22 protein-coding genes are annotated in these 20,887 nt (G+C 59.4%); 9 read left to right on the plus strand and 13 right to left on the minus strand.

Going from position 1 to position 20,887, the window contains the following annotated elements; all coding sequences use genetic code 11:
* Positions 1-2,277 (plus strand): hypothetical protein, encoded by a 2,277-nt coding sequence (locus tag BOA8489_RS03240; RefSeq protein WP_093972563.1) that lies wholly within the window; start codon positions 1-3, stop codon positions 2,275-2,277.
* A 42-nt stretch (positions 2,278-2,319) separates the two neighbouring features.
* Here the strand turns inward: BOA8489_RS03240 and BOA8489_RS03245 are convergent, their stop codons facing one another.
* Together BOA8489_RS03245 and BOA8489_RS03250 are read right to left on the minus strand one after the other, a co-directional pair.
* Positions 2,320-3,018 (minus strand): FG-GAP repeat domain-containing protein, encoded by a 699-nt coding sequence (locus tag BOA8489_RS03245; protein ID WP_245813647.1) that lies wholly within the window; start codon positions 3,016-3,018, stop codon positions 2,320-2,322.
* The gene (locus BOA8489_RS03250; RefSeq protein ID WP_093972564.1) at positions 3,018-3,341 is read right to left on the minus strand and encodes a 2Fe-2S iron-sulfur cluster-binding protein; all 324 of its coding nucleotides are present in this window, start codon (positions 3,339-3,341) and stop codon (positions 3,018-3,020) included. The genes BOA8489_RS03245 and BOA8489_RS03250 overlap by 1 nt, the downstream gene beginning before the upstream one ends.
* A gap of 125 nt (positions 3,342-3,466) precedes the next feature.
* On the opposite strand from BOA8489_RS03250, the gene BOA8489_RS03255 reads away from it, so the two are divergent.
* Positions 3,467-3,838: an OB-fold nucleic acid binding domain-containing protein gene (locus tag BOA8489_RS03255; RefSeq protein ID WP_245813648.1), complete on the plus strand. Its 372-nt coding sequence runs from the start codon at positions 3,467-3,469 to the stop codon at positions 3,836-3,838.
* On the opposite strand, the gene BOA8489_RS03260 is transcribed toward BOA8489_RS03255, so the two are convergent.
* The 5 genes from BOA8489_RS03260 to BOA8489_RS03280 form a co-directional block, all read right to left on the minus strand.
* Entirely contained in the window at positions 3,835-4,092 is a 258-nt protein-coding gene (locus tag BOA8489_RS03260; protein WP_093972566.1) for a hypothetical protein, read from the minus strand. The two genes, BOA8489_RS03255 and BOA8489_RS03260, sit on opposite strands and share 4 nt — an antisense overlap.
* Before the next feature lie 127 nt (positions 4,093-4,219).
* On the minus strand, positions 4,220-5,029 hold the full coding sequence (locus BOA8489_RS03265; RefSeq protein ID WP_093972567.1) for an ABC transporter permease subunit: 810 nt from the start codon (positions 5,027-5,029) through the stop codon (positions 4,220-4,222).
* The gene (locus BOA8489_RS03270; RefSeq protein WP_093972568.1) at positions 5,026-5,913 is read right to left on the minus strand and encodes an ABC transporter permease subunit; all 888 of its coding nucleotides are present in this window, start codon (positions 5,911-5,913) and stop codon (positions 5,026-5,028) included. Before BOA8489_RS03270 ends, BOA8489_RS03265 begins: the two co-directional genes overlap by 4 nt.
* A 124-nt stretch (positions 5,914-6,037) precedes the next feature.
* Positions 6,038-7,174, minus strand: coding sequence for an ABC transporter ATP-binding protein (locus BOA8489_RS03275; RefSeq protein ID WP_093972569.1), 1,137 nt, complete (start codon positions 7,172-7,174; stop codon positions 6,038-6,040).
* Positions 7,175-7,236: 62 nt separating this feature from the next.
* Positions 7,237-8,322, minus strand: coding sequence for a polyamine ABC transporter substrate-binding protein (locus BOA8489_RS03280; RefSeq protein WP_093972570.1), 1,086 nt, complete (start codon positions 8,320-8,322; stop codon positions 7,237-7,239).
* A gap of 120 nt (positions 8,323-8,442) precedes the next feature.
* Here BOA8489_RS03280 and BOA8489_RS03285 point away from each other — a divergent pair, with 120 nt between their 5' ends.
* Positions 8,443-9,093, plus strand: coding sequence for a GntR family transcriptional regulator (locus BOA8489_RS03285; RefSeq protein WP_093972571.1), 651 nt, complete (start codon positions 8,443-8,445; stop codon positions 9,091-9,093).
* A gap of 80 nt (positions 9,094-9,173) precedes the next feature.
* Entirely contained in the window at positions 9,174-10,571 is a 1,398-nt protein-coding gene (locus tag BOA8489_RS03290; protein ID WP_093972572.1) for an aspartate aminotransferase family protein, read from the plus strand.
* On the opposite strand, the gene cobU is transcribed toward BOA8489_RS03290, so the two are convergent.
* Positions 10,568-11,089, minus strand: coding sequence for a bifunctional adenosylcobinamide kinase/adenosylcobinamide-phosphate guanylyltransferase (cobU, locus tag BOA8489_RS03295; protein WP_093972573.1), 522 nt, complete (start codon positions 11,087-11,089; stop codon positions 10,568-10,570). The genes BOA8489_RS03290 and cobU overlap by 4 nt on opposite strands.
* Positions 11,090-11,170: 81 nt before the next feature.
* On the opposite strand from cobU, the gene cbiB reads away from it, so the two are divergent.
* Positions 11,171-12,109, plus strand: a complete 939-nt coding sequence (cbiB, locus tag BOA8489_RS03300) for an adenosylcobinamide-phosphate synthase CbiB (RefSeq protein ID WP_093972574.1) — start codon at positions 11,171-11,173, stop codon at positions 12,107-12,109.
* On the plus strand, positions 12,106-13,083 hold the full coding sequence (gene cobD / locus BOA8489_RS03305) for a threonine-phosphate decarboxylase CobD (protein ID WP_093972575.1): 978 nt from the start codon (positions 12,106-12,108) through the stop codon (positions 13,081-13,083). The genes cbiB and cobD overlap by 4 nt, the downstream gene beginning before the upstream one ends.
* Here the strand turns inward: cobD and BOA8489_RS03310 are convergent.
* Both BOA8489_RS03310 and cobO read right to left on the minus strand, forming a co-directional pair.
* The gene (locus tag BOA8489_RS03310; protein WP_176440216.1) at positions 13,080-14,513 is read right to left on the minus strand and encodes a cobyric acid synthase; all 1,434 of its coding nucleotides are present in this window, start codon (positions 14,511-14,513) and stop codon (positions 13,080-13,082) included. The two genes, cobD and BOA8489_RS03310, sit on opposite strands and share 4 nt — an antisense overlap.
* 19 nt (positions 14,514-14,532) lie before the next feature.
* Complete coding sequence (cobO, locus tag BOA8489_RS03315; RefSeq protein ID WP_093972577.1) at positions 14,533-15,153, minus strand: cob(I)yrinic acid a,c-diamide adenosyltransferase; 621 nt, start codon at positions 15,151-15,153, stop codon at positions 14,533-14,535.
* A gap of 71 nt (positions 15,154-15,224) precedes the next feature.
* On the opposite strand from cobO, the gene cobT reads away from it, so the two are divergent.
* From cobT to BOA8489_RS03330, 3 genes are read left to right on the plus strand one after another with little or no spacing between them, the layout of a single operon-like run.
* Positions 15,225-16,232, plus strand: a complete 1,008-nt coding sequence (cobT, locus tag BOA8489_RS03320) for a nicotinate-nucleotide--dimethylbenzimidazole phosphoribosyltransferase (protein WP_217897928.1) — start codon at positions 15,225-15,227, stop codon at positions 16,230-16,232.
* On the plus strand, positions 16,229-16,981 hold the full coding sequence (gene cobS, locus BOA8489_RS03325) for an adenosylcobinamide-GDP ribazoletransferase (protein WP_093972578.1): 753 nt from the start codon (positions 16,229-16,231) through the stop codon (positions 16,979-16,981). Before cobT ends, cobS begins: the two co-directional genes overlap by 4 nt.
* Positions 16,972-17,487 carry a histidine phosphatase family protein gene (locus BOA8489_RS03330; RefSeq protein WP_093972579.1) on the plus strand — a complete coding sequence of 172 codons (516 nt, stop codon included), beginning with the start codon at positions 16,972-16,974 and terminating at the stop codon, positions 17,485-17,487. Before cobS ends, BOA8489_RS03330 begins: the two co-directional genes overlap by 10 nt.
* Before the next feature lie 53 nt (positions 17,488-17,540).
* On the opposite strand, the gene BOA8489_RS03335 is transcribed toward BOA8489_RS03330, so the two are convergent.
* From BOA8489_RS03335 to BOA8489_RS03345, 3 genes are read right to left on the minus strand one after another with little or no spacing between them, the layout of a single operon-like run.
* Complete coding sequence (locus BOA8489_RS03335; RefSeq protein ID WP_281256163.1) at positions 17,541-18,179, minus strand: adenosylcobinamide amidohydrolase; 639 nt, start codon at positions 18,177-18,179, stop codon at positions 17,541-17,543.
* Positions 18,176-19,003, minus strand: coding sequence for an ABC transporter substrate-binding protein (locus BOA8489_RS03340; protein ID WP_245813649.1), 828 nt, complete (start codon positions 19,001-19,003; stop codon positions 18,176-18,178). Before BOA8489_RS03340 ends, BOA8489_RS03335 begins: the two co-directional genes overlap by 4 nt.
* The gene (locus BOA8489_RS03345; protein WP_176440196.1) at positions 18,990-20,810 is read right to left on the minus strand and encodes a TonB-dependent receptor plug domain-containing protein; all 1,821 of its coding nucleotides are present in this window, start codon (positions 20,808-20,810) and stop codon (positions 18,990-18,992) included. Before BOA8489_RS03345 ends, BOA8489_RS03340 begins: the two co-directional genes overlap by 14 nt.
* Positions 20,811-20,887 lie beyond the last annotated feature (77 nt).

A 20,887-nucleotide genomic window follows, 5' to 3' on the forward strand; every position in this document is an offset into this window, starting at 1 on the left:
ATGTCAGAGCGTTGGGGTTTTGATCTTTCGATGGAGGCCGTGCGCCTCATGCGCCACCGCTTGGGTGAGTGGCAGGAATTCGCCGTTGAAAAGCTTGAAGGCGACGATGTCGAAGCGCGGTTGGCCAGCCTGGTGGCCAAGGTAAAGACACCCGCTTCGGTCGATATCTTCCTGCCCCGCGACCAAATTCTGTTTACCGACGTCAAGGTATCCGGTGACACACCGACTACCGAAGAGATCTATTCGGCCATGGACGGGCGCACACCCTATGACCTGGCCGACCTCGAAATCGACTGGGTCGCAACGACGCCAGGCACTGCGCGCGTCGCCGCGATTGCCGTTCAGACGCTAAACGAGGCCGAAGCCTTCGTAACCAGGGGCGGCCTTATCGTCCGCGCGTTTTCGGCCCTTCCGGCGCCCGAAGATTTTCCACGCCCGCCGGTGTTCGTTGAACGCGAAGCGCCACCCGAAACACAGGCGCCGTCAGACGAACCAGAGCCGGACACAAACACCCTCGACGAAACACTCGCATTCGCGACCGCCCGCACGGTCTCGGCGCCACTGGTCTTGCAGCACGCGCAGACCCCTCCCGCAAGGACCACGAGCGAGTCCGAACCGGTGGTAAAGGTCGATGACCCGACACCGGTGATGCAACTGCCGAAAACAGCCGTGCCGCCTCTGAACCCCGGTGCGCCTTTGCCGCGCCCCACGTCGCAGCCACGCATTGTCACCAACGTCGGGGCCGCCGCTGCATCGGCCCGGGCCGACAGCCTGACGGCGCCCGCATCCGTCGCCGTTCGCCGTCGCGAACGGGCAGTGCCGGCGCCCGCGCTTGTCGGAATCGCCGCGCTGTTGTCGATTGTCATCGCGGTCATCATCTGGTCGATCCTGCCCTCGACCCCGCAATCCTCGCTTGTCGCGCCGGAAACGGTCGAAGTCGCGCCGGCCCCAGAGGTCGTGATCGCCGAAGCAACACCGCCAGCGCCGGCCGACATACAGCCCGAAGCCTCGCCCCTGCCCGATGACATAACGCTCATATCCGAGGCGCCGGCAGAGCTCACCGCACCCGAGACCTCGCCGGTTCTGGCCTGGGTCAGCAGCGCGGCACCAGCAATTACGCCCGCCAACATACCCCTTGAAACCGCCCAAAGCTTCATGGCCGACCCCCGCCCCACCGTCGAATGGCTGGAACCGCGCCCCGAAACGCTCGATGCGATCGAGGACTATGCGCCAGTAGCCTTCGTGCCCGAGACACTTGCGTTCATCGAAAGCCCGGACCTGACCGAACTTGCCGCGTTCGAACCCTTCGCAGGCGCCGTAGCCCCGGTCATTGCGTTCCCTGTTCCCGACGTAACCGCGCTGGTCGGGCCAACTCTGGAAACCGAAGGCCCCGATGCCTTTGTTGCCCCCGCCGCAGTCGCCGAGACGATCCCAGAAGAGGCCATCGCGCCCGAAGATCAGCCAACTGAACTTGCCGCCCTCGACCTGGAAATCAACGCGCCGTTGCCCCCCGTCGCCGAGAGCGAACCGGCGCTCCCGGACGCCGACGCACCGGACCAAACCCTCGCCGAGGACACGGGTCAACTGACGACGGCGGACGCCCCCGACCTTACGCCAACCGCGCTTGCAGCTGCCCTGCCCGAAACGGCGCCGCGCGCGCGGCCAGGTGCGTTCTCACTTGAAATTGAGCGGCAGCAATTCGGCGGCCGCACCCGCGACGAGCTTGCCGAAATCCGCCCCGGCACGCGACCCGAGTCGGCGCAGATCGAAGCGCTTGTTGCCCGTGCCGGGAATCCGCCTAGCGATCTTGCCGTGGGCAGTTCGATTACACCGCGCAACAAACCGCGTGACTTTGACTCCATCGTCGCCGCGGGCCTGCTTCAGCTTCGCCAGGAACGCGAAGCCCGCGCCCTCGCCGCGCTGACCCCCGACACAAGCGATGCGATCGAGGCCGCTTTGGCCGAAGAAGCCGACGAAGCGGCCGCCGAAGAAGCGACCCGTCCGCAAAACTCGCCACGCCTTGCGATCCCGTCCAGCGCGTCGGTTGCGCGACAAGCGACCATCGAAGAAGCAATGCGCCTCAATCAGATCAACCTTGTCGGCGTGTTCGGACGCCCCTCGGATCGCCGCGCGTTGGTGCGTCTGCCGTCAGGTCGCTACGTGAAAGTGCAGGTCGGTGATCGCGTCGACGGTGGCACCGTCGCCGGTATTTCGGAAACTGCGTTGCAATACCAAAAGGGCGGGCGCACAGTCCAGCTCACCATGCCGCAAGGCTAGACAGACCACGCCGAAACCCCCTCAAAGAAACAGTTCGCCCTGCTATTCGCAGGCCATCGCCCGTGCAAAGCTTTCGCGCCCTTCATGCGGGCCGACGATATCCAGCTTGAATTTCAGGTCCTTGAATCCCAGCGCCAGAACCCGCTCCCAATTCACGGACGCCACAATCATCTCGGGGCCCTGCCCGCAATCGCGAATACCACCCGCGATATCGCGCTCGCCGATCCGGTGATTGGTCACGCCGGGGAAACTGGCGACAAACCTCAACTCGCCGTCGATATACCGCAGCACGCGAACCGTCTTGGCCAGATGAGGGCGATCCACATAGACCAGTTCGACGAACCCGTCGTTGTCGAAGTCGGCCGCCCCGACACCAATCGGCGCAAGCCACCGGTTCGGCCGACCGATATACTCGTTCGCCGCCACCAGACCATCCGTGTCATAAATCGCCAGACGCGCGCCCACCTCGCGGTGGCTCTCGACCACGATCACCTCGTTGTCGCCGTCCCCGTCCACGTCGAACAAACGCGGCGCGACGTCCTCGAACACACGCTCATCGGGCAGAACAAAGCGCACCGTGCGCCCGGCGTCCGTCTCCAGAACCAGCTCGCCCCACTCGATATCATCGCCAAGAACGGCATGGGCATAGCGCGTCGTCGGTCCGTCATACCGTGCCTCGACGATATCCTCGGCCACAGCCGGCGCTGCCATCACAGCCGCGACTGCCGCCAGACGCCACATCAGATTTGCTTTTCGGGCATCTGAACAACCAGACCGTCCAGCGCGTCCGAGACCTTCAACTGACAGGTCAGCCGCGAACGCTCGGCGCTGGGCTCATAGGCGAAATCCAGCATGTCCTCTTCCATCGGATCCTTGGCCGGCAGCTTTTCCACCCAGTCCGGGTGCACATAAACATGACACGTCGAACAGGCGCAGGCTCCGCCACAGTCGGCCTCGATCCCCGGAATGCCGTTGTCGCGCGCACCTTCCATAACCGTCAGCCCGTTTGGAACGTCGACGACATGCTCTTTGCCGCCGTGCTCGATGTAAGTGATTTTCGCCATAGTCGCCCTCATAATCAGTGTTCCCGTGTAAGTAGCCCTGCACGCCGCCCTCTGCCACCCCTTTTGAGCCTTCCTCACAAAGCCTTGCGCACAGCCTCAAATGTTCTATTTTTGTTCCCATGGAAATGCCCCCACCACCCACATGGCACCGCCCCCCGGCCTGCCTGCCCAACGATCAGCTTGATCTGCCCCCCGGTGGTGCGCGCATCGCGGTCGCGGGACTTGTGCTTGTGCGTCAACGACCCGGAACCGCCAAAGGCGTGATCTTCATCACGCTGGAAGACGAAACCGGCATCTGCAATGTGATTGTCTGGCGAAAAATGTACGAACGCTTCCGCCGTGCGGTGATCTCGGGGCGCGCGCTCAAAGTGACCGGGCGCGTGCAGCGCGAAGGCGGTGTGACCCATGTGATCGCCGAACAGATCGAGGACATCTCGCACATGCTCGACGACCTCATCCAACCGGCAAAAGTGCGCAGCGCCCACCAGTCTGACTAGCCGTCGGCGTCGGTGTCCTCGCCTTCATCATCGTAAAGATACAACGTCAGCGGCCCATCGGTCTTTTCGGCCCAAAGCATCGCCTCGCGCACCGAAAGCCCCGTGCGCTCCGCATAGTCGATCTCAACTCCCAAGCCCGGCTTTACCTGATCCGCCTCTTCCGCGTCGTTGTTCTTTGTCGCGCTTTCCAAAACGGCCATGACGCGCGACCAGCGATATTCCCGCTCGCGCAGGTCGATCACATTCACCAGCATACAAGCTGCCTCCCAACCCTTACTTCAAAAACGTCTTTTAATGACTTGTCTGAAATGACTTGAGCCAAGCTGCACCGGCGAAAGCGAAAAAGCAATAAACATGAGCAAACGCGCGAACCTTCGTGCCTTACCCAGCTTGCGCTTCCTCCCGCAGACGCCGGGTGATCTGGCGCTTCGAGACGATCGACGCCGTCAGAACCCCCACCGTCACAATCGCAATAATGATCGTGGAAAGCGCGTTTATTTCTGGGCTGACACCCAGCCGAACGGACGAGAAAATCTTGATCGGCAAAGTCGTCGCAGACGGGCCGGCGGTAAACGACGCGATCACCAGATCGTCCAGCGACAGCGTGAAAGCCAACAACCACCCCGAGATAACGGCAGGCGCAATGATCGGCAGCGTCACCAGGCGAAACGCCTCGAACGGCGACGCACCAAGGTCAAGCGCAGCTTCCTCCAGCGAGTCATCGAAACTGACCAGTCGCGAGGACACCACAACCGAAACGTAACACATCGAAAAAGTCGTATGCGCCAGCACGATCGTCAGAACACCCCGGTCCAGCCCGATGGCGATGAACAGCAAGAGCAGCGACAAACCCGTGATCACCTCGGGCATCACAAGCGGTGCATAGATCATGCCCGAAAACAGGGTGCGCCCATAAAACCGACCCCGCCGCACCAGCACATAAGCCGCCATCGTGCCCAGAACAGTCGCCAGAGTGGACGAAAAAAACGCCACCTTCATCGTCACCCAGGCCGCATCGATCATCGCTTCATTCCGAAGCAATTCGCCATACCACTTGGTCGAAAACCCGCCCCAGACGGTGACCAGTTGCGACGCATTGAAACTGTAGATCACCAGTATCAGCATCGGGATGTAAAGGAACGCGAACCCCAACGTCAGCGAAACGATATTGAAGGTCGTCAAACGTGTCATTGCTCGGCCTCCTTGTTGATCTGCTGGTTGCGCTGGAACAGCACGATCGGGACGATCAGGATCAACAAAAGGATGATCGCCACCGCGCTCGCCACGGGCCAGTCACGGTTGTTGAAGAACTCCTCCCACAAGACCTTGCCGATCATCAGCGTATCCGACCCACCCAGCAGAGACGGGATCACAAACTCACCAAGCGTCGGGATGAAGACCAGAAAACAACCTGCCACCACACCGGGCCGCGCCAGCGGAACAGTGATCAGCCAGAAGGCCTGCATTCTCGAACAGCCCAAGTCCTCCGCCGCCTCCAGAAGCGACGCATCCATCCGTTCAAGCGTGGCGTAAATCGGCAGGATCATGAACGGCAAATAAGTGTAAACGATGCCGATATAAACCGCCGTATTCGTGTTCAGAATGGTCAATGGCTCCGAAATGATCCCCGTCCACAAAAGAAACTGGTTCAAGAACCCTTCCGTCGACAAGATCCCGATCCAGGCATAAACCCGGATCAGAAAACTCGTCCAGAACGGCAGGATCACCAGCATCAACAGCGCAGGCCGCCACTCCTCGGGCGCGCGCGCCATTCCGTAAGCAACTGGAAAGCCGACCAAAAGAGTGCAGATAGTCGCGATCACCGCAATCTGAAGCGAAGAAAGATACGCCTTCCAATAGAGATCATCACTGGTCAGAAAAACATAGTTCTCGAAATCTAGCCGACTGAAGAAATCCCGTATGCCGGCCCAGCCCTCGGTCAGATCCAACGTCGGCGTGTAAGGCGGGATTGCCAGAGCAATATCCGAAAGCGAAATCTTCAGAACGATCCCGAACGGCACCAGAAATAACACCAGCAACCAGACAAAAGGAACGCCAACCAGAAGCCGCCTCATGCGCCGCACTCCCGAACAATTTGATTAAAATTTGCCATCTTTTTGGACCAAATATCCCGGGGAGCGAGCGAAGACGAGCGGGGCAGAGCCCCAAACCACATCGCCCCATGTCCCGAGGCCCCGATCATCGCGCCAACACCAGACCAGCGGTGTCACTCCAGCTCAACCAGACCTCGTCCTCCCAGGTGAAATCCCGGCGCTCGACCCGACTGCGATTGCCGACCTCGCATTTGATCACCGGACCTTCCGGCAGCTCGACATGATAGGTCGACAGGTTGCCCAGATACCCGATTTCCAGAATCTTGCCCTGAACCCTATTATTCCGATCCTGCGGTTCTTCGGCGGAAATCGCGATTTTTTCCGGCCGGATCGCGAAGGTCGCGTTCTGTCCTTTTGCCAGTGATGCTCCGGGCTGACCCAAAAGCGGTGGCTTGCCTTCCGCCCAGGCCAGCGCCGCGCCGCCTCCCAACTCGGAAACCGAACCCGGTATCAGATTCACATCTCCAATAAAATCAGCCACATAGACGGAATTTGGCTGCTCATATATCACCTGGGGCGTCTCGACCTGAATGAGCTTACCCTGGTCCATCACCGCAACACGGCTAGCGACCGTCATCGCCTCTTCCTGATCGTGGGTCACGATCACGAACGTCGTGCCGGTCTTTTCCTGAATATCCATCAACTCGAACTGCGTTTCCTGCCGCAACTTCTTGTCCAGAGCTCCCAAGGGCTCGTCCAGCAACAAAAGCTTCGGAGCCTTCGCCAGAGACCGCGCAAGGGCCACACGCTGACGCTGCCCGCCGGAAATCTGATGCGGTTTGCGCCGTGCGAACTGGCCCAACTGGACCAGCTTCAACATCTCCTCGACCCGCGCCGCGACCCGGTCCTTGTCCAGGCCGTCGCGCCGCAGCCCGAAGGCAATATTGTCCCAAACGCTCAGATGCGGAAACAGCGCATAGGACTGGAACATCATGTTCACCGCTCGCTTGTTCGGCGGCACGGTAACCATATCCTGACCATCGATCGAAATCACACCGCCGGAAGGTTTTTCAAATCCTGCCAGCATCCGCATCAGCGTGGTCTTGCCACAACCCGACGGCCCCAGCAACGCGAAGAATTCCTGTGGATAGATGTTCAGCGAGATCTTGTCGATTGCGGTAAAATCACCAAATCGCTTCGATACCTGATCGATCCGGATCAGCGGCACCGCCGCGTCATCCTTCCATGGCGCAAACACGTTCTCTTTACCCGCAGCCGCCATCCTTGCCCCCTTGAATTTTAAAACGCCCGGAGGCCGTGACCTCCGGGCGCCGTTCTTTTACCTTATGTTCCAGACTTCACGCGCGTCCAGAGCCGAGTGACAACCCGCTGAACCTTAGGCGGATAGGGCACCGCCGTGTAGAGGTTCTCAAGTGTCGCCTCTGACGGGTAAATCGCCGGATCGCCGATCACGTCTTCCAAAAGGAACGGTTTGGAGGCCTCGTTGCCGTTGGCGTAATAAACATAGTTCGACGCCGCTGCCATGTTCTCGGCATCCATGATGAAGTTCAGGAATACGTGAGCGGCTTCGGGGTTCGGCGCATCCACCGGGATCGCCATCTGGTCAAACCACATCAGCGCGCCTTCGGTTGGCGCGTTATAGGCGATCTCGACACCGTTGTCGGCCTCTGCCGCACGGTCACGTGCCTGCAGAATATCACCGGACCAGCCGAAAGCGACGCAGATGTCGCCATTGGCAAGAGCGTTGATGTATTCCGAGCTGTGGAACTTCAGAATGTACGGACGTACTCCCAAAAGCACATCGCCCGCCTTGTTGATCATGTCGGTGTCAAAGCTGTTCGGGTCTTCGCCCAGATAGGCCAAAGCCGCCGGAATGATCTCGGTCGGCGCATCCAGCATGTAAACACCGCACGCCGCAAGCTTTTTCATATTCTCGGGATTGAAGATCAGATCGAGCGAGTCGATCGGCGCGTCTTCGCCAAGAATCTCGGTCACTTTGCCGATATTCACGCCGATTCCCGTGGTGCCCCACATATAGTTGATTGAATAGGCGTTTTCCGGGTCATACTGCTCGGTCCGATCCTTGATCAGGTCCCAGAGATTCACGGCATTCGGCAGCTTGTCGAAGTCCAGCTTCTGGAACGCCCCGGCGGTGATTTGCCGCTGCAGGAAGTCTCCGGTCGGCACGACCACATCATAGCCTGACCCACCCGAAAGCATCTTCGTTTCCAGAACTTCGTTCGAATCGAACACGTCGTAAATCAAGTCGATCCCGGTTTCGGCTTCGAACTTCTCAAGTAGGGCCTCGTCGATATAATCCGACCAGTTATAGACCCGCACTTCGTCAGCGACAGCGACGGTAGCGCTCAGCGCGAATACCGCAGTCATTGTTGCGAATTTGGTTTTCATTTGGCTCTCCCATTGGCACTGGCTGCTATTTTTGATCAAATATCACGGAAGAAACAAGCGATTTCACGTGACGTCGCTGTCCGGACCCGTCATTATTCGGCCCGTTGAAGGACACTGGACATGGATAAAATCATTTCGAAACGTCCCGAGCACCAGGCGGTTTATCGTCAGTTGCGAGACATGATCATGTTCGGAATTCTCGTGCCCGGACAAGCCGTAACCATACAGGGTCTCGTAGAATTGATCGGTGGCGGAATGACTCCCGTGCGCGAGGCCATTCGACGTCTTGCAGCCGAAGGCGCCTTGGAAATAGGGCGTAATCGGCGCGTGACGGTCCCTGAGATGACGCTTGAAATACTCGATGAGATCAGTTTCGCGCGCCTGGCAATCGAGCCCAGACTGGCTGAACTGGCGGCCCGCCGCATGTCGGACCAATGCCTCACCGACCTTGTCGCCATAGACGAAGAGATCGACGCCGCGATCTCTTCGGGCAGTGTCGAGCGTTATTTGGAGTTCAATTACCGCTTCCATTTCAGGCTATACGAACAGGCAGATGCACCCGTTTTAAGCAGAATGTCGCAATCCTTGTGGCTCCAAAGCGGCCCCGCGCTGCGAATCGTTTGCGGGCGCTATGGAACTGCCAACCTGCCGGATAAACATGACGAGGCTCTGTGTGCCCTGCGCGAAGGAGACCCGGCTCGCGCGGCGCGGGCGATCGGAGATGACATTCGTCAGGGTCTGGGACAGGTGCGCCTGACGCTTTCCGACTAGCGGTGTCGGTTAGCGGATTGACCACGGCAATAATTTGATCATATTTCGTGGTAACCCAGCAATTTGCCGAAGGACGTCACATGCCCGCCGTTACCAACCATATGCCGACTGCCGAACTTCAGGCATTGGACGCCGCACATCACATTCATCCGTTTTCGACGCAAAGCAACTTTGAGAAAGAAGGCGCGCGCGTCATCAAACGCGGCGAGGGCGTTTGGCTCTTTGACAGCGAAGGCGAGAAAATCCTCGACGCAATGGCGGGTCTTTGGTGCGTTAACGTCGGTTACGGTCGCGAAGAACTCGTCGAGGTTGCGACGCGCCAGATGCGCGAACTGCCGTTTTACAACACATTCTTCAAGACAACCCACGTTCCAGCGATCGCTCTGGCCACGAAGCTGGCCGAGCTCGCTCCCGGCAATCTTAACCATGTTTTCTTCGCCAGCGGCGGCTCCGACGCCAATGACACCAACATCCGCGTCGTCCGTCATTACTGGAATATGAAAGGCAAGCCCGAGAAAACCATCATCATCAGCCGCAAGAACGGATATCACGGTTCGACGATGGGCAGCGCCTCGCTTGGCGGAATGTCGGGAATGCATGCGCAGGGTGGACTTCCGATCCCAGATATTCACCATATCAATCAACCCGACTGGTGGGCGGAAGGCGGTCAGTTGACCCCCGAAGAGTTCGGCCTTGCCCGCGCGCGCGAATTGGAACAAGCCATTGATGAGCTTGGTGAAAACCGCGTTGCCGCTTTCATCGCCGAGCCGATCCAGGGGGCGGGAGGTGTCATCATTCCGCCGTCTACCTACTGGCCCGAAATCAAACGTATCTGCGCCGAACGCGAAATTCTCCTGATCGCGGACGAGGTCATCTGTGGCTTCGGCCGCACGGGAAACTGGTTCGGCAACCAGACCGTAGGCGTGCAACCCGACATCATGACGATCGCCAAGGGCATGTCCTCCGGCTATCAGCCGATCGGTGGCTCAATCCTGTCCGACGAGATTGCGAACACCCTCGGCAAGGACGAATTTAACCATGGCTACACCTACTCCGGTCATCCAGTCGCCAGCGCGGTCGCCTTGGAGAACCTGCGGATCATTGAAGAAGAAAAACTGATCGATCACGTCCGAGATACCGCCGGGCCCTACATGCGCAAGAAGTGGGAAGAGTTAACGGACCACCCGTTGGTGGGCGAGGCCAAAATCGTGGGGCTGATGGGGTCCATTGCGCTGACTCCCGACAAGTCCTCTCGCGCAGCCTTCGCCGCGGGCGCCGGAACCGCCGGTCTGATCTGCCGTGAACGGTGTTTTGCAAACAATCTGGTCATGCGCCACGTCGGGGATCGAATGATCATTTCTCCGCCGCTCGTGATTCAACCCGACGAGATCGATGTCCTTGCCGAACGCGCACACCGCGCCCTCGACGAGACCTATAAGCGTCTGAAAGAAGAAGGATTAATGGTCGCGGCACACTAGGCCGCGCCATCCTTTATCGTCAGGGCCTGCCCCGCGACAACCAGCACGACCTCATCCGCAATCGCGCCGATGGCCTGATTGACGACGCCGGCCGCGTCCTGAAAACGTCGCGCCAGGGCGTTGTCCGGCACAATGCCCGATCCGACTTCGTTGGTAACCAATATCACCGGCGCAGTTTGCCGGGAAAGTGTGGCGACAAGCGTTTCAAGCGCGCCGCGCCAATCCCCATCCTCTGCCAGCATCTCGTTTGTTAACCAAAGCGTCAGGCAGTCCACCAGTCGCGGGGCGTCCCCATCAGTTTCCGTCAGGGCCTGCGCCAATTCGCGCGGTTGCTCGACCGTCGTCCAGCCCGCGCCGCGCCGAGTCAAATGCTCGGCGATCCGCGCCTCCATCTCAGCGTCGAACGCCTGCGCCGTCGCGATATAAATGCGTGACGCCCCCAAAGCCTCGGCCCGCGCCTCGGCCCAGGCCGATTTCCCCGACTTTGCGCCGCCGGTTACCAAGATGATCCTGCTCATGCGCCCGTCTCTCCAATTGGTTAACGTTGCATAACCCCCGCACCGATGCCATTCAATCAATGGAACCTGTGGGAGCCGGCAATGTCAGCAGCGGCGATGATAGTAGCCTTGGCAGCGGAAGGCGCATTCGGCTGGCCGGACCGTGTCTTTCGCGCGGTCGGCCACCCGGTCACCTGGATCGGTCGTTTGATTAATCACATGGACGCAAACTTTAACCTGTCTGAAGATTCGCCGGATGAGCAACGCAAATGGGGACGCATCACGCTGCTTATCGTGCTTGCCGCCGCCGTCCTGCCGACGGCCTTGATTGCGGCGATTCTGCCGGGCGGCTGGCTCGGAATGCTGCTGACCGGTTTGCTTGCCGCCCCTCTGGTCGCGCCCCGCAGCATGTATTCGCATGTGGCGGATGTTGCGGTACCCTTGAAAGAAGGAGACCTCGTCAGAGCCCGCCTCGCCGTCGCCAAAATCGTTGGCCGCAACCCCGACAACCTGGACACCGAGGGTATCGCGCGCGCAAGCATCGAAAGCCTGGCCGAGAACACATCTGACGGAATCGTGGCACCCGTTTTCTGGGGCGTCCTCTTGGGGCTCCCCGGCATCGCTGCCTACAAAGCGGTTAACACAGCCGACAGCATGATCGCGCATAAATCAGAACGTCACCTCCATTTCGGACGTGCGACTGCTAGCCTCGATGATATCGCAAACTGGTTTCCAGCCCGGCTGACGGCTCTTCTTTTCTGTATTGTCCAGCCAGCAGTTCTAAGGGCGCTGAAGGTCACATTTGCCGACGCGTCACAGCACCGTTCACCAAACGCCGGATGGCCTGAAGCGGCCATGGCGGGCGCGCTGGGTGTGCGCCTTTCCGGGCCAAGATCATACGCCGAAGGCCCAAGCGATGATCCGTTCCTGAACGCCAGCGCAAATGACCCTGCCCCCACTGATATCGATCGCGCCCTCAAGCTTTTCTTGCGTGCGATTTGCCTTCTCGCGGTTCTCCTTGCGTTGATCGCAATAACATGACCTCAGGGCGCGATCATGGTGGTGACCTCGCCCGCGCAATCGCGATCCATGGCGGTCATGCTTCCGATTGGATCGATCTTTCGACTGGCATCAACCGAACACCCTATCCCTCTGACATCATTTCAGATATCTCCCTTCGCAGCTTGCCGGACTCAATTGCGATGACTGCCCTTTTGGAGGCTGCAGCCCTTGCCTATTCCACTACGTGGCCGCTCGCCGCACTTGCCGGCGCGCAAGCTGCCATTCAGTTGCTACCGACCCTTCTCGACCCCGGCACCCTTCGCATCCTGAGCCCCACGTACAACGAATTCGCCGGGACCTTTGAGAGTGCCGGTTGGCAGGTCGAGAAAGTCACCAGTCTGGACGACCTGCGCGATGCGCGCGTCGCCGTTGTCGTCAATCCGAACAACCCGACAGGGGCCGTTTTCGACCCTTCCGAGTTGCTGAGCATTGCGCAGCAGACCGGGCTTTTGATCGTGGACGAGAGTTTTGCGGATCCCACACCAGCCACTTCGCTTCTGACCTATGCAATGCCGAACAATGTTATTGTCCTCAGATCGTTTGGGAAGTTCTTCGGGCTGGCAGGGCTTCGCCTTGGCTTTGCCGCCGGTCCGCTCGATTTGATCACCAAAATCGTTAACGGCGCCGGTCCATGGCGGGTCTCGGGTCCCGCGCTAGAAATCGGATCAAGGGCGCTTTCGGACACCGCCTGGCAAGCTAGGATGCGCCGTCAATTGAGCCGGGATGCTACGCGCTGTGATCAGCTCGTCACCGCCACAGGGTGGAGGCCGCGCGTAGGCACTGCACTCTTCCGTCTGTATGAAACACCAGACGCAATCGCCGCTCAGGACAAGCTTGCACGGCACCATATCTGGACCCGGGTTTTCCCTTACTCAAAGACGTGGCTACGCCTCGGCATTCCCGGCCCAGAGATCGAATGGCATCGTCTGGGGACTGCTCTGAAACAGGGTTAAGAAGCGATTGCCAGAAGTTCATCAATATTAACGTGCGCTTCCAGATGATCCGCCAGTCTGTCCAGAACCCGGTCCACTTCCGTGTCGTAAGACACCCCACCCGCTACTACGCCGCGTGCCGCCAAAAAGGCCGCCCGAAACCCGTCATCGCTGAAAAGTCCGTGCAAATAAGTCCCGGCGACGCGTCCATCTGCCGAAATCGCCCCCTCGCCCAACTCGTTAATCTTGGTAAACGGTCGCGCAGCATCCGGTCCGGTCGTCCGCCCGATGTGAATTTCATATCCCGAAAGCGCCGCCCCTGTGGCCACATGCTTCGCTCGCACGCGCGTCAATGACTTTTCCGCCGTCATTACCGTTTCGACATCAAGCAAGCCCAAGCCATCCACCGAGCCCGCTGTTCCATCCAAGCCGTCAGGGTCATGCACCGTCTTGCCTAGCATCTGATACCCTCCGCAAATGCCTAATACCGCCCCACCACGACGAGCATGCGCCTCCAAATCAACATCCCAGCCTTGTGCACGCAGAAAAGCCAGATCGCCGAGGGTGGACTTCGTACCTGGCAATATTACAAGATCGGCGTCTCCCGGAAATGCACGTCCCGGCGGTATCATGGTTAACCGTACGCCGGGCTCGGACTTCAGCGGGTCCAGATCGTCGAAATTCGCAATCCGACTGAGCATCGGACAAACGATGTGAAAGGCACCGCCTCCGCTACCTTCTTGCAGATCGACCGCATCCTCGGCAGGCAGTTTTCCGATCTCTTCAAACCAGGGAATAACGCCAAGTCCGGGCCATCCCGTGCGGTTTTCGATACTCTTGTAACCGTCCATGAACAGGCCGATGTCACCTCGAAACTTGTTGATCAGAAATCCCCTGATCATCGCCAAGTCCGGGGCGTCCAACACCGCTTGCGTACCGACGATCTGGGCGATCACTCCTCCGCGGTCAATGTCCCCAAGCAGGACCACTGGCATATTCGCGGCTTGCGCAAACCCCATATTGGCGATGTCGCCTTTACGAAGGTTAATTTCCGCCGGACTGCCCGCGCCTTCGACCAGCACCAGATCTGCACCGGCTTTCACATGGGCAAAACTCTCAAGCACAGCCGGCAAAAGATCGGCTTTCGCCCCACCGAAATCACGCGCAAGCAGAGGGCCGCGCACGCGTCCCTGAACCACGACCTGACAGCCTGTATCGCTTTCGGGTTTCAGCAAAACCGGGTTCATATGAACCGTCATCCGGGCGCGACACGCCAATGCCTGCAGGGCTTGCGCGCGCCCGATCTCGCCACCGTCCTCGGTGACAGCCGCATTGTTGGACATGTTCTGAGGCTTGAAGGGCCGCACGATCAACCCCCGGTTCGCGGCCGCACGGCAAAGCCCTGCCACGATGACGGACTTGCCCACGTTCGAGCCCGTCCCCTGCACCATCAACGCGCGGGGCACGGGATTAAAACTCGACTCCGGGCTGCGCAATGACGCCTTGCGTTCGGAACGGGTGCTTCACTTCCTTAACCTCCGTTACCAGGTCAGCAACATCCATTAACATGTCCTTCGCGTTGCGACCCGTCAGCACCACATGCGTCATCGGGGGTTTCTCATTTACCAGAAAATCGGCAACCGCTTCGACGTCGAGATAGTCATAGCGCAGCGCGATATTGATCTCATCCAGCAACACCATCCGGTTGCGGTCGTCGCGAATTAGCTCCTTGGCCTTTTCCCACGCGGCTTCGGCCATGACGATATCGCGCTCGCGGTCCTGCGTTTCCCAGGTGAAGCCCTCGCCCATCACATGAACCGGACATTCCTCGGCAAACTTCGCCTTCAAAAGGTCCCGCTCGGCGGACTGCATCGACCCCTTGATGAACTGCACAACCGCGCAAGGCATCCCATGTCCGATGGCGCGGAAAATCATGCCAAACCCGGAAGATGATTTACCCTTTCCGTTACCGGTCAGAACAATGATCAACCCCTTTTCGACGGTCTTCGTTTCCATGATCTTGTCGCGTGCCGCCTTGATCTTCTGCATGCGTGCCTTGTGGCGCTCGTTGATACCCGTTTCATCGCTCATCTCATGGTCCCCTGGTTGCCAGTCACTCTGCAAATCCGTAAGCAGTCCTGACCCGCAGAGCAGGAAAAGACGTGACTGACAAAACGACATTCGACGCCGATCTACAACGCAAGATCGACATGAAAACCAAACCTCACGGGGCGCTGGGGCGTATCGAGACACTTGCGGCACAAATCGCCCGCGTGAAGGGCAGCTTGATGCCTAAAATGCAAACTTGTCAGTTAACCATTTTCGCCGCTGACCACGGCATCGCGGACGCCGGGGTTTCGGCGTTTCCACAAGAGGTCACGCGTCAGATGGTGCTCAACTTTCTGGGAAAGGGCGCTGCCGCCAACGTCTTTGCCGGCAGCGTCGGCGTGGACTTACGGGTCGTGGACGCAGGCGTAAAGGGCGCGCCCTTCGACCAACCGACCTTGCTCGACAGACGCATCGCACCGGGTACGTCAAACTTTCTTCACGCACCGGCCATGACGGAAACACAAGCCGACGAGGCGCTGCAAAAAGGGCGCGAACTCGGTCGGGACGGCACCTGGGACGCGGTTGCTTTCGGAGAGATGGGAATCGCCAATACGTCCTCCGCAACCCTGCTGGCGCACAAGACGATCGGTGTGGATCTGGACGTTCTCACCGGGCGCGGCACGGGCCTTGACGATGCCGGGTTGTCCGCCAAACACGCCGTCTTGCAACAAGCCGCCAAGCGCACCGGGCAACTCAACGCGAAAGAGACGTTGATGGAATATGGCGGCTTTGAAATCGCCATGATGGCCGGCGCGATGCAGGGAGCTGCGGCCGCGAAACGGGTCGTTCTCGTTGACGGGTTCATAGCGACCTCTGCTGCGCTGATTGCCGCAAAGCTCGAACCGGACTGCCGGCAAGCCATTGTATTTGCTCATAAAAGCCAGGAAAGAGGCCACGCCGTCATTCTCGACGCAATGGGCGGCGAACCGCTACTGGACCTTGATCTCCGACTTGGCGAAGGCACCGGAGCCCTTCTGGCCTGGCCCCTCGTGCAAGCCGCCGCGCGCATGCTGACCGATATGGCCAGCTTCGAAGACGCAGGCGTTTCTGGTCCGGCATGAACGACGTTCGGGTGGAATTGACGCTGGCGATTGGCTTCCTGACTCGCCTTCGACTGCCGCCCGTTGAGTATTCCGATGCCGCCATGGCACGCGCGATCCGTTGGTATCCGCTCGTGGGGGTGGCAATCGGGGCGGCCCTCGCTTTTCTATTCTCGGGCCTGAACGTTTTTCTGCCGCAAGCCGTCGCGGCGTTGTTGACAATCGCCGCAGGCGTGCTTCTGACCGGCGCGCTTCACGAAGACGGTCTTGCCGATCTCGCCGATGGTTTGGGCGGCAGTCCAGACAAAGACCGCGCTCTTGAAATAATGCGCGACAGTCGCATCGGCACATACGGCGTACTTGCGCTGATCGTGACGCTCGCAATTAAGACCACGACGCTTGCCATCCTGCCGACCACGACTGCAATGGTGGCGCTTGTCGCCGGCCACAGCCTCGGCAGATTGACCATGTTGCGGTTAATGGACAGCTTGCCCTACGCTCGAAGCACCGGCGCTGCGGGCTTCATGAGCGACGCGACAAGATCCGATCGGCGTATCCCACTCCTGTCCCTCGCAGCGGTGATCATTTTGATTGCGATGACCACAAGCATCCTCACTGCAATCGTCACAGCCCTTGCCGTGACAGGACTTGGCGCACTGCTCATAAACCGCCTAAAAGCCCGCATCCAGGGCTACACAGGAGACGCCCTCGGCGCTTGCGAGCAACTGACGGAAACACTGATTCCGCTCGTCTTTCTTGCATGTCTCTGATCTTTCTGCGCCATAGCAAACCCGCGGCCGCCGACGGGCTCTGTTACGGTCGCACAGACCTCGGATTGCAGCCCGGCCTCGATAGCATCACCGATCAACTTCACGCCGACCTGCCACCGCTCAAAAGGATCATCACCAGCCCCCTTTCGCGCTGCCGAATACTCGCACAAACGCTTGCGGGAAAAAGACAAATCCCCCTCACCATCGATGCAAATATCATCGAAATGGATTTCGGCACATGGGAAGATACCCCATGGAACGCCATCGACCGTGACGCGCTCGACGCATGGGCCGCCGACTTTTTCCACGCCCGTCCTCACGGTGGCGAAAGCGTCAACATGCTCCAGAACAGAGTTCGAACCGCCCTCGAAAACATCGACGACACGCCAACGCTCTGGGTCAGCCACGCCGGCGTTTTTCGCGCGCTCATGGCTCAAACAGATCACTCCGATCCTTGGAACGCCCGTATCGACTTCGCCGAATTCCAGACGATTAATCTCGCCTGACCCCGACCACCTTCACCCTTTCAAAAATACCACCGCCGGAGGCAATAAATCTGTCACCGCTCAGCCAACCACCGCGCCACCCCTTCAGAAACAGCCCTAAATACAACTGCGCCAACGGCCTCACCAACGTCCGTATGCATGCCCGCGAAACCACGTGATCCCTCCGGCGATGCAACGACGATACAATCGGTCCCCGTCCCGGTTGCCAACCCGGATTCAATCTCTATGGCGGCCTCCAGAACCGCCGCCGTCCGGGCCGAAGCGGCAACCGACAAAGCCTCGATCCGCGCTGCCATGTTCAACCCTTCTGACACGGCAACCGCCACATTGATCGTACCCACTCCTGCCGGGACGCGACGTCGGACCCCCACCCTTTCGGCGTTCGACAACCCAACCGTCACCACGGCCTCGGCGACGACTTCGCCGACCTCGACGCGGCGGTGCACCAATCGCTCGACGTTGCGCGATGTCAACATCGCCACCACGTCCGTCGATCCGACTTCGTCCGCCAGCCATGCAATCGCATCGAACTCCGGGGTCAGATCGGCGTCGCGCACTTCGCGCCACATGATCCGCTCGCAGACCACGTCGCCCGACCTGTAGGGCGCAAAGCTCAACGCGCGTCGTGTCCCCGCCAGATCAACCGTTAACCATGGCCGCGCCACGAGGACCGTCATCAAAGCGCCACTCATTCCAGTGCCTCGCGCACCGCGACCATTTGCTCAACCGCGACCAAGGTCAAAGGCGTCCCGCAGACCCATTCCGGCCCGCTTGCAACGCGCGGAATTCCGTCCAAAGCAGGGTGCGCCAATATCTCCTCCGACCGCGACGCCGCAGGATAGGGCTGCCCCGAGATCAGCACATCCGGGCGGTTCAAAATCAACTCTTCAAGGGCAAGACGCCCACCGCCCTGCCGTCCCAACCGCTCGGCCAAATTCAGAAATCCTGCTTTGGAAACAATGTCATGACTTAACGTTCCCGCCCCGAGCGAGTAACCGTTCGCAAAGAAAAACGCCGCCTCCAACCTGCGACCCGCGGGGTTCAATTCCACCGCCTCAAGTCGCGCCTCGAATTCCAGCGCAAACACTTCTGCCGTCGCTTCGCGCCCAAGAACAGCCCCCATCTGGCGCACCACCACGGGGATGTCGGCCAACTGGGACACGATGGGAAACTGAACGACCTCGACCCCGAGATCGCGCAACATCTGCACCGCGAACGGGTCCGTATAGACGCCGCCCAAGACCAGATCAGGAGCCATTGCAAATATTTCTTCAGCTTGTCCGGAGTTGATCGAATAAGCCGAAGCCTCCTCGGACAGTGCCGACGATACCGGGTCCAACGCGATCCTGCTGACCGAAATCAACTGCCCCGGAGCCGCCAACAGCATCGCCAGTTGATCCGTGCACAGGTTCATCGACACGACCCGCGACGGCGGATTTTCGGCCAAACCCGGCAAGGCCCCGGCGAGATATCCCGCCAGAGCCAGCGTTGTTAAGAAAGTTTTAGAACGACGCACGAAGCCCCACGAAGACAGAACGACCGGGTGTGTTATATCCCGGAACCACTTCATAATCCTCGTCAAAGATGTTTTCGATCCGAACATAAGCATCGCGATCACCGCCAAGCGACCGCGTCAGTGTCAGGTTTGCGACGGTGTAGTCATCCAGTGGTGTCCCGAAATTTACCGTATCAATGACTCTGCGAAGGTCCACGACAGCGGTCAGGGACTCGCTCAGTGCGCCGGATACACCCAATGTCACATCGTGAAGCGGAACCCGGCTCAGGCGTCCAAAGGCATTGCCCGCGTCCGTGTAGGTGTAGTTGGCAAAGACATCCGCAACACCGATGGACCAATCGGCTGCCAACTCAATCCCCTTGCTGACGGTTGTTCCTGGCGCCTGAAAATAGGCACCAAACGGGCGATCTACCGTGACGGCAGTGCTGTCGAAACCAATGAGATCCTCGATCTCGGTGTAAAACACGGTCGCACCATAAGATGCGTTGTCGTAGGTCGCCTCAATCCCGATGTCCGCTCCCACGCTGGTCTCTGGCTGAAGCGCAGCAGCCTCTGGCGAGAACGGTCCGAACCGCTCATAAAGTGACGGCGCGCGATAGCCATTGCCCAGACTTGCCTTGAACGTCAGCCCACCCGATCTGCGATGTACAATGGCAAGACGGCCTGACGTCTGATCATCGAAGTCCGAGTAAATGTCGTGACGAAGTCCAAGGGTCACATCCGTCGCACCCGAAATCGCGTATGAAAGCTCACCGAAAACCGCGCCGTTGGATGCATCGCTCGCAACGCCATCTAAAGTTGAGGTCTCTTCCGTCCAGTCCGCACCAAACGCAAGCGACGTGGCCTCGCCAATGTCAGTCACACCGAGGTAGTCAAACTTCACGCGTTCGCCGACAAAGCTCTGCGTCGAAGTGGTGAACGGGAAGAACCGCTCATTTTCAAAGTAGGAAAGCCCGACTTCGTGGTCGATGTCTCCACCCGAAATCTCGGCAAACGCCCGAACGCCGGTGCGCGTCGTGTCGGATTGCCCGACATTCTTGTCGGTCGCAGAAAACGGGTCGTCAAACTCGCTGACGCTATCAGCAATGAAAGCGGTCGCGCCGACAGTCGCCGTGTCATTCAGAATGCGCCGCATTGACAAAGACAGTCCCTTTTCTTCAAAGCTGTCCGCATCGGAGGCATCCGGGTCATCGAATGCCGAAATTCCATCCGTCCGCACATATGAGAGAGTCGCCGCCACTTCTCCGGTCTCATCACGATGGCCAAAGCTCAGCCGCCCACTGACCGTACCAAAGCTGCCCGCCTCGACCGAGGCCTCGCCCGAGCGTCCATCCACGTCGGGACGCCAGGTTGTGATATTGATCGCGCCAGCAATCGCATCCGACCCATAAACCGTGGTCTGAGCGCCCTTGGCCAGTTCAACCCGATCAACCAGCCCACGTGTGAAGCTGCCAAAGTTCAGGCTGTTTTGAATACTCGAAGGGTCTGTCACCTCGATCCCGTCAATCGTCACGCCGATATACTTGCCATCCAAACCGCGCACGCGCACGGTGCTTGCTGTGCCAAGCCCGCCATTCGACGTTACGCTGACACCCGGCAGGCGGTCCAAAGTGTTCTCGACCCCCACTTCCGACGCCGCCAGATCGTCCGCATCGATGATCTCAACTGTCGCGCCAGTGCGGTTCACCTCGACCGGCACCAGCCCCGAGAAGACGAATGCCTCGTCCAGTTCAATCACGTCCTGCGACAGTGCGGCCTGCGGTACAATCGCCGCCGCCGTTAACAAAAGGAAAGACTTCAATCCCATTTCCCATACTCCAAAGCTTCGAACGTCGCATAAACTGCGCATCCGTTTTCGATTAAGCCATTGAAAAGATTAAACTT

Origin of the sequence: Boseongicola aestuarii, assembly GCF_900184815.1 — a bacterium.
GTDB classification, from domain to species: Bacteria; Pseudomonadota; Alphaproteobacteria; order Rhodobacterales; family Rhodobacteraceae; genus Boseongicola; species Boseongicola aestuarii.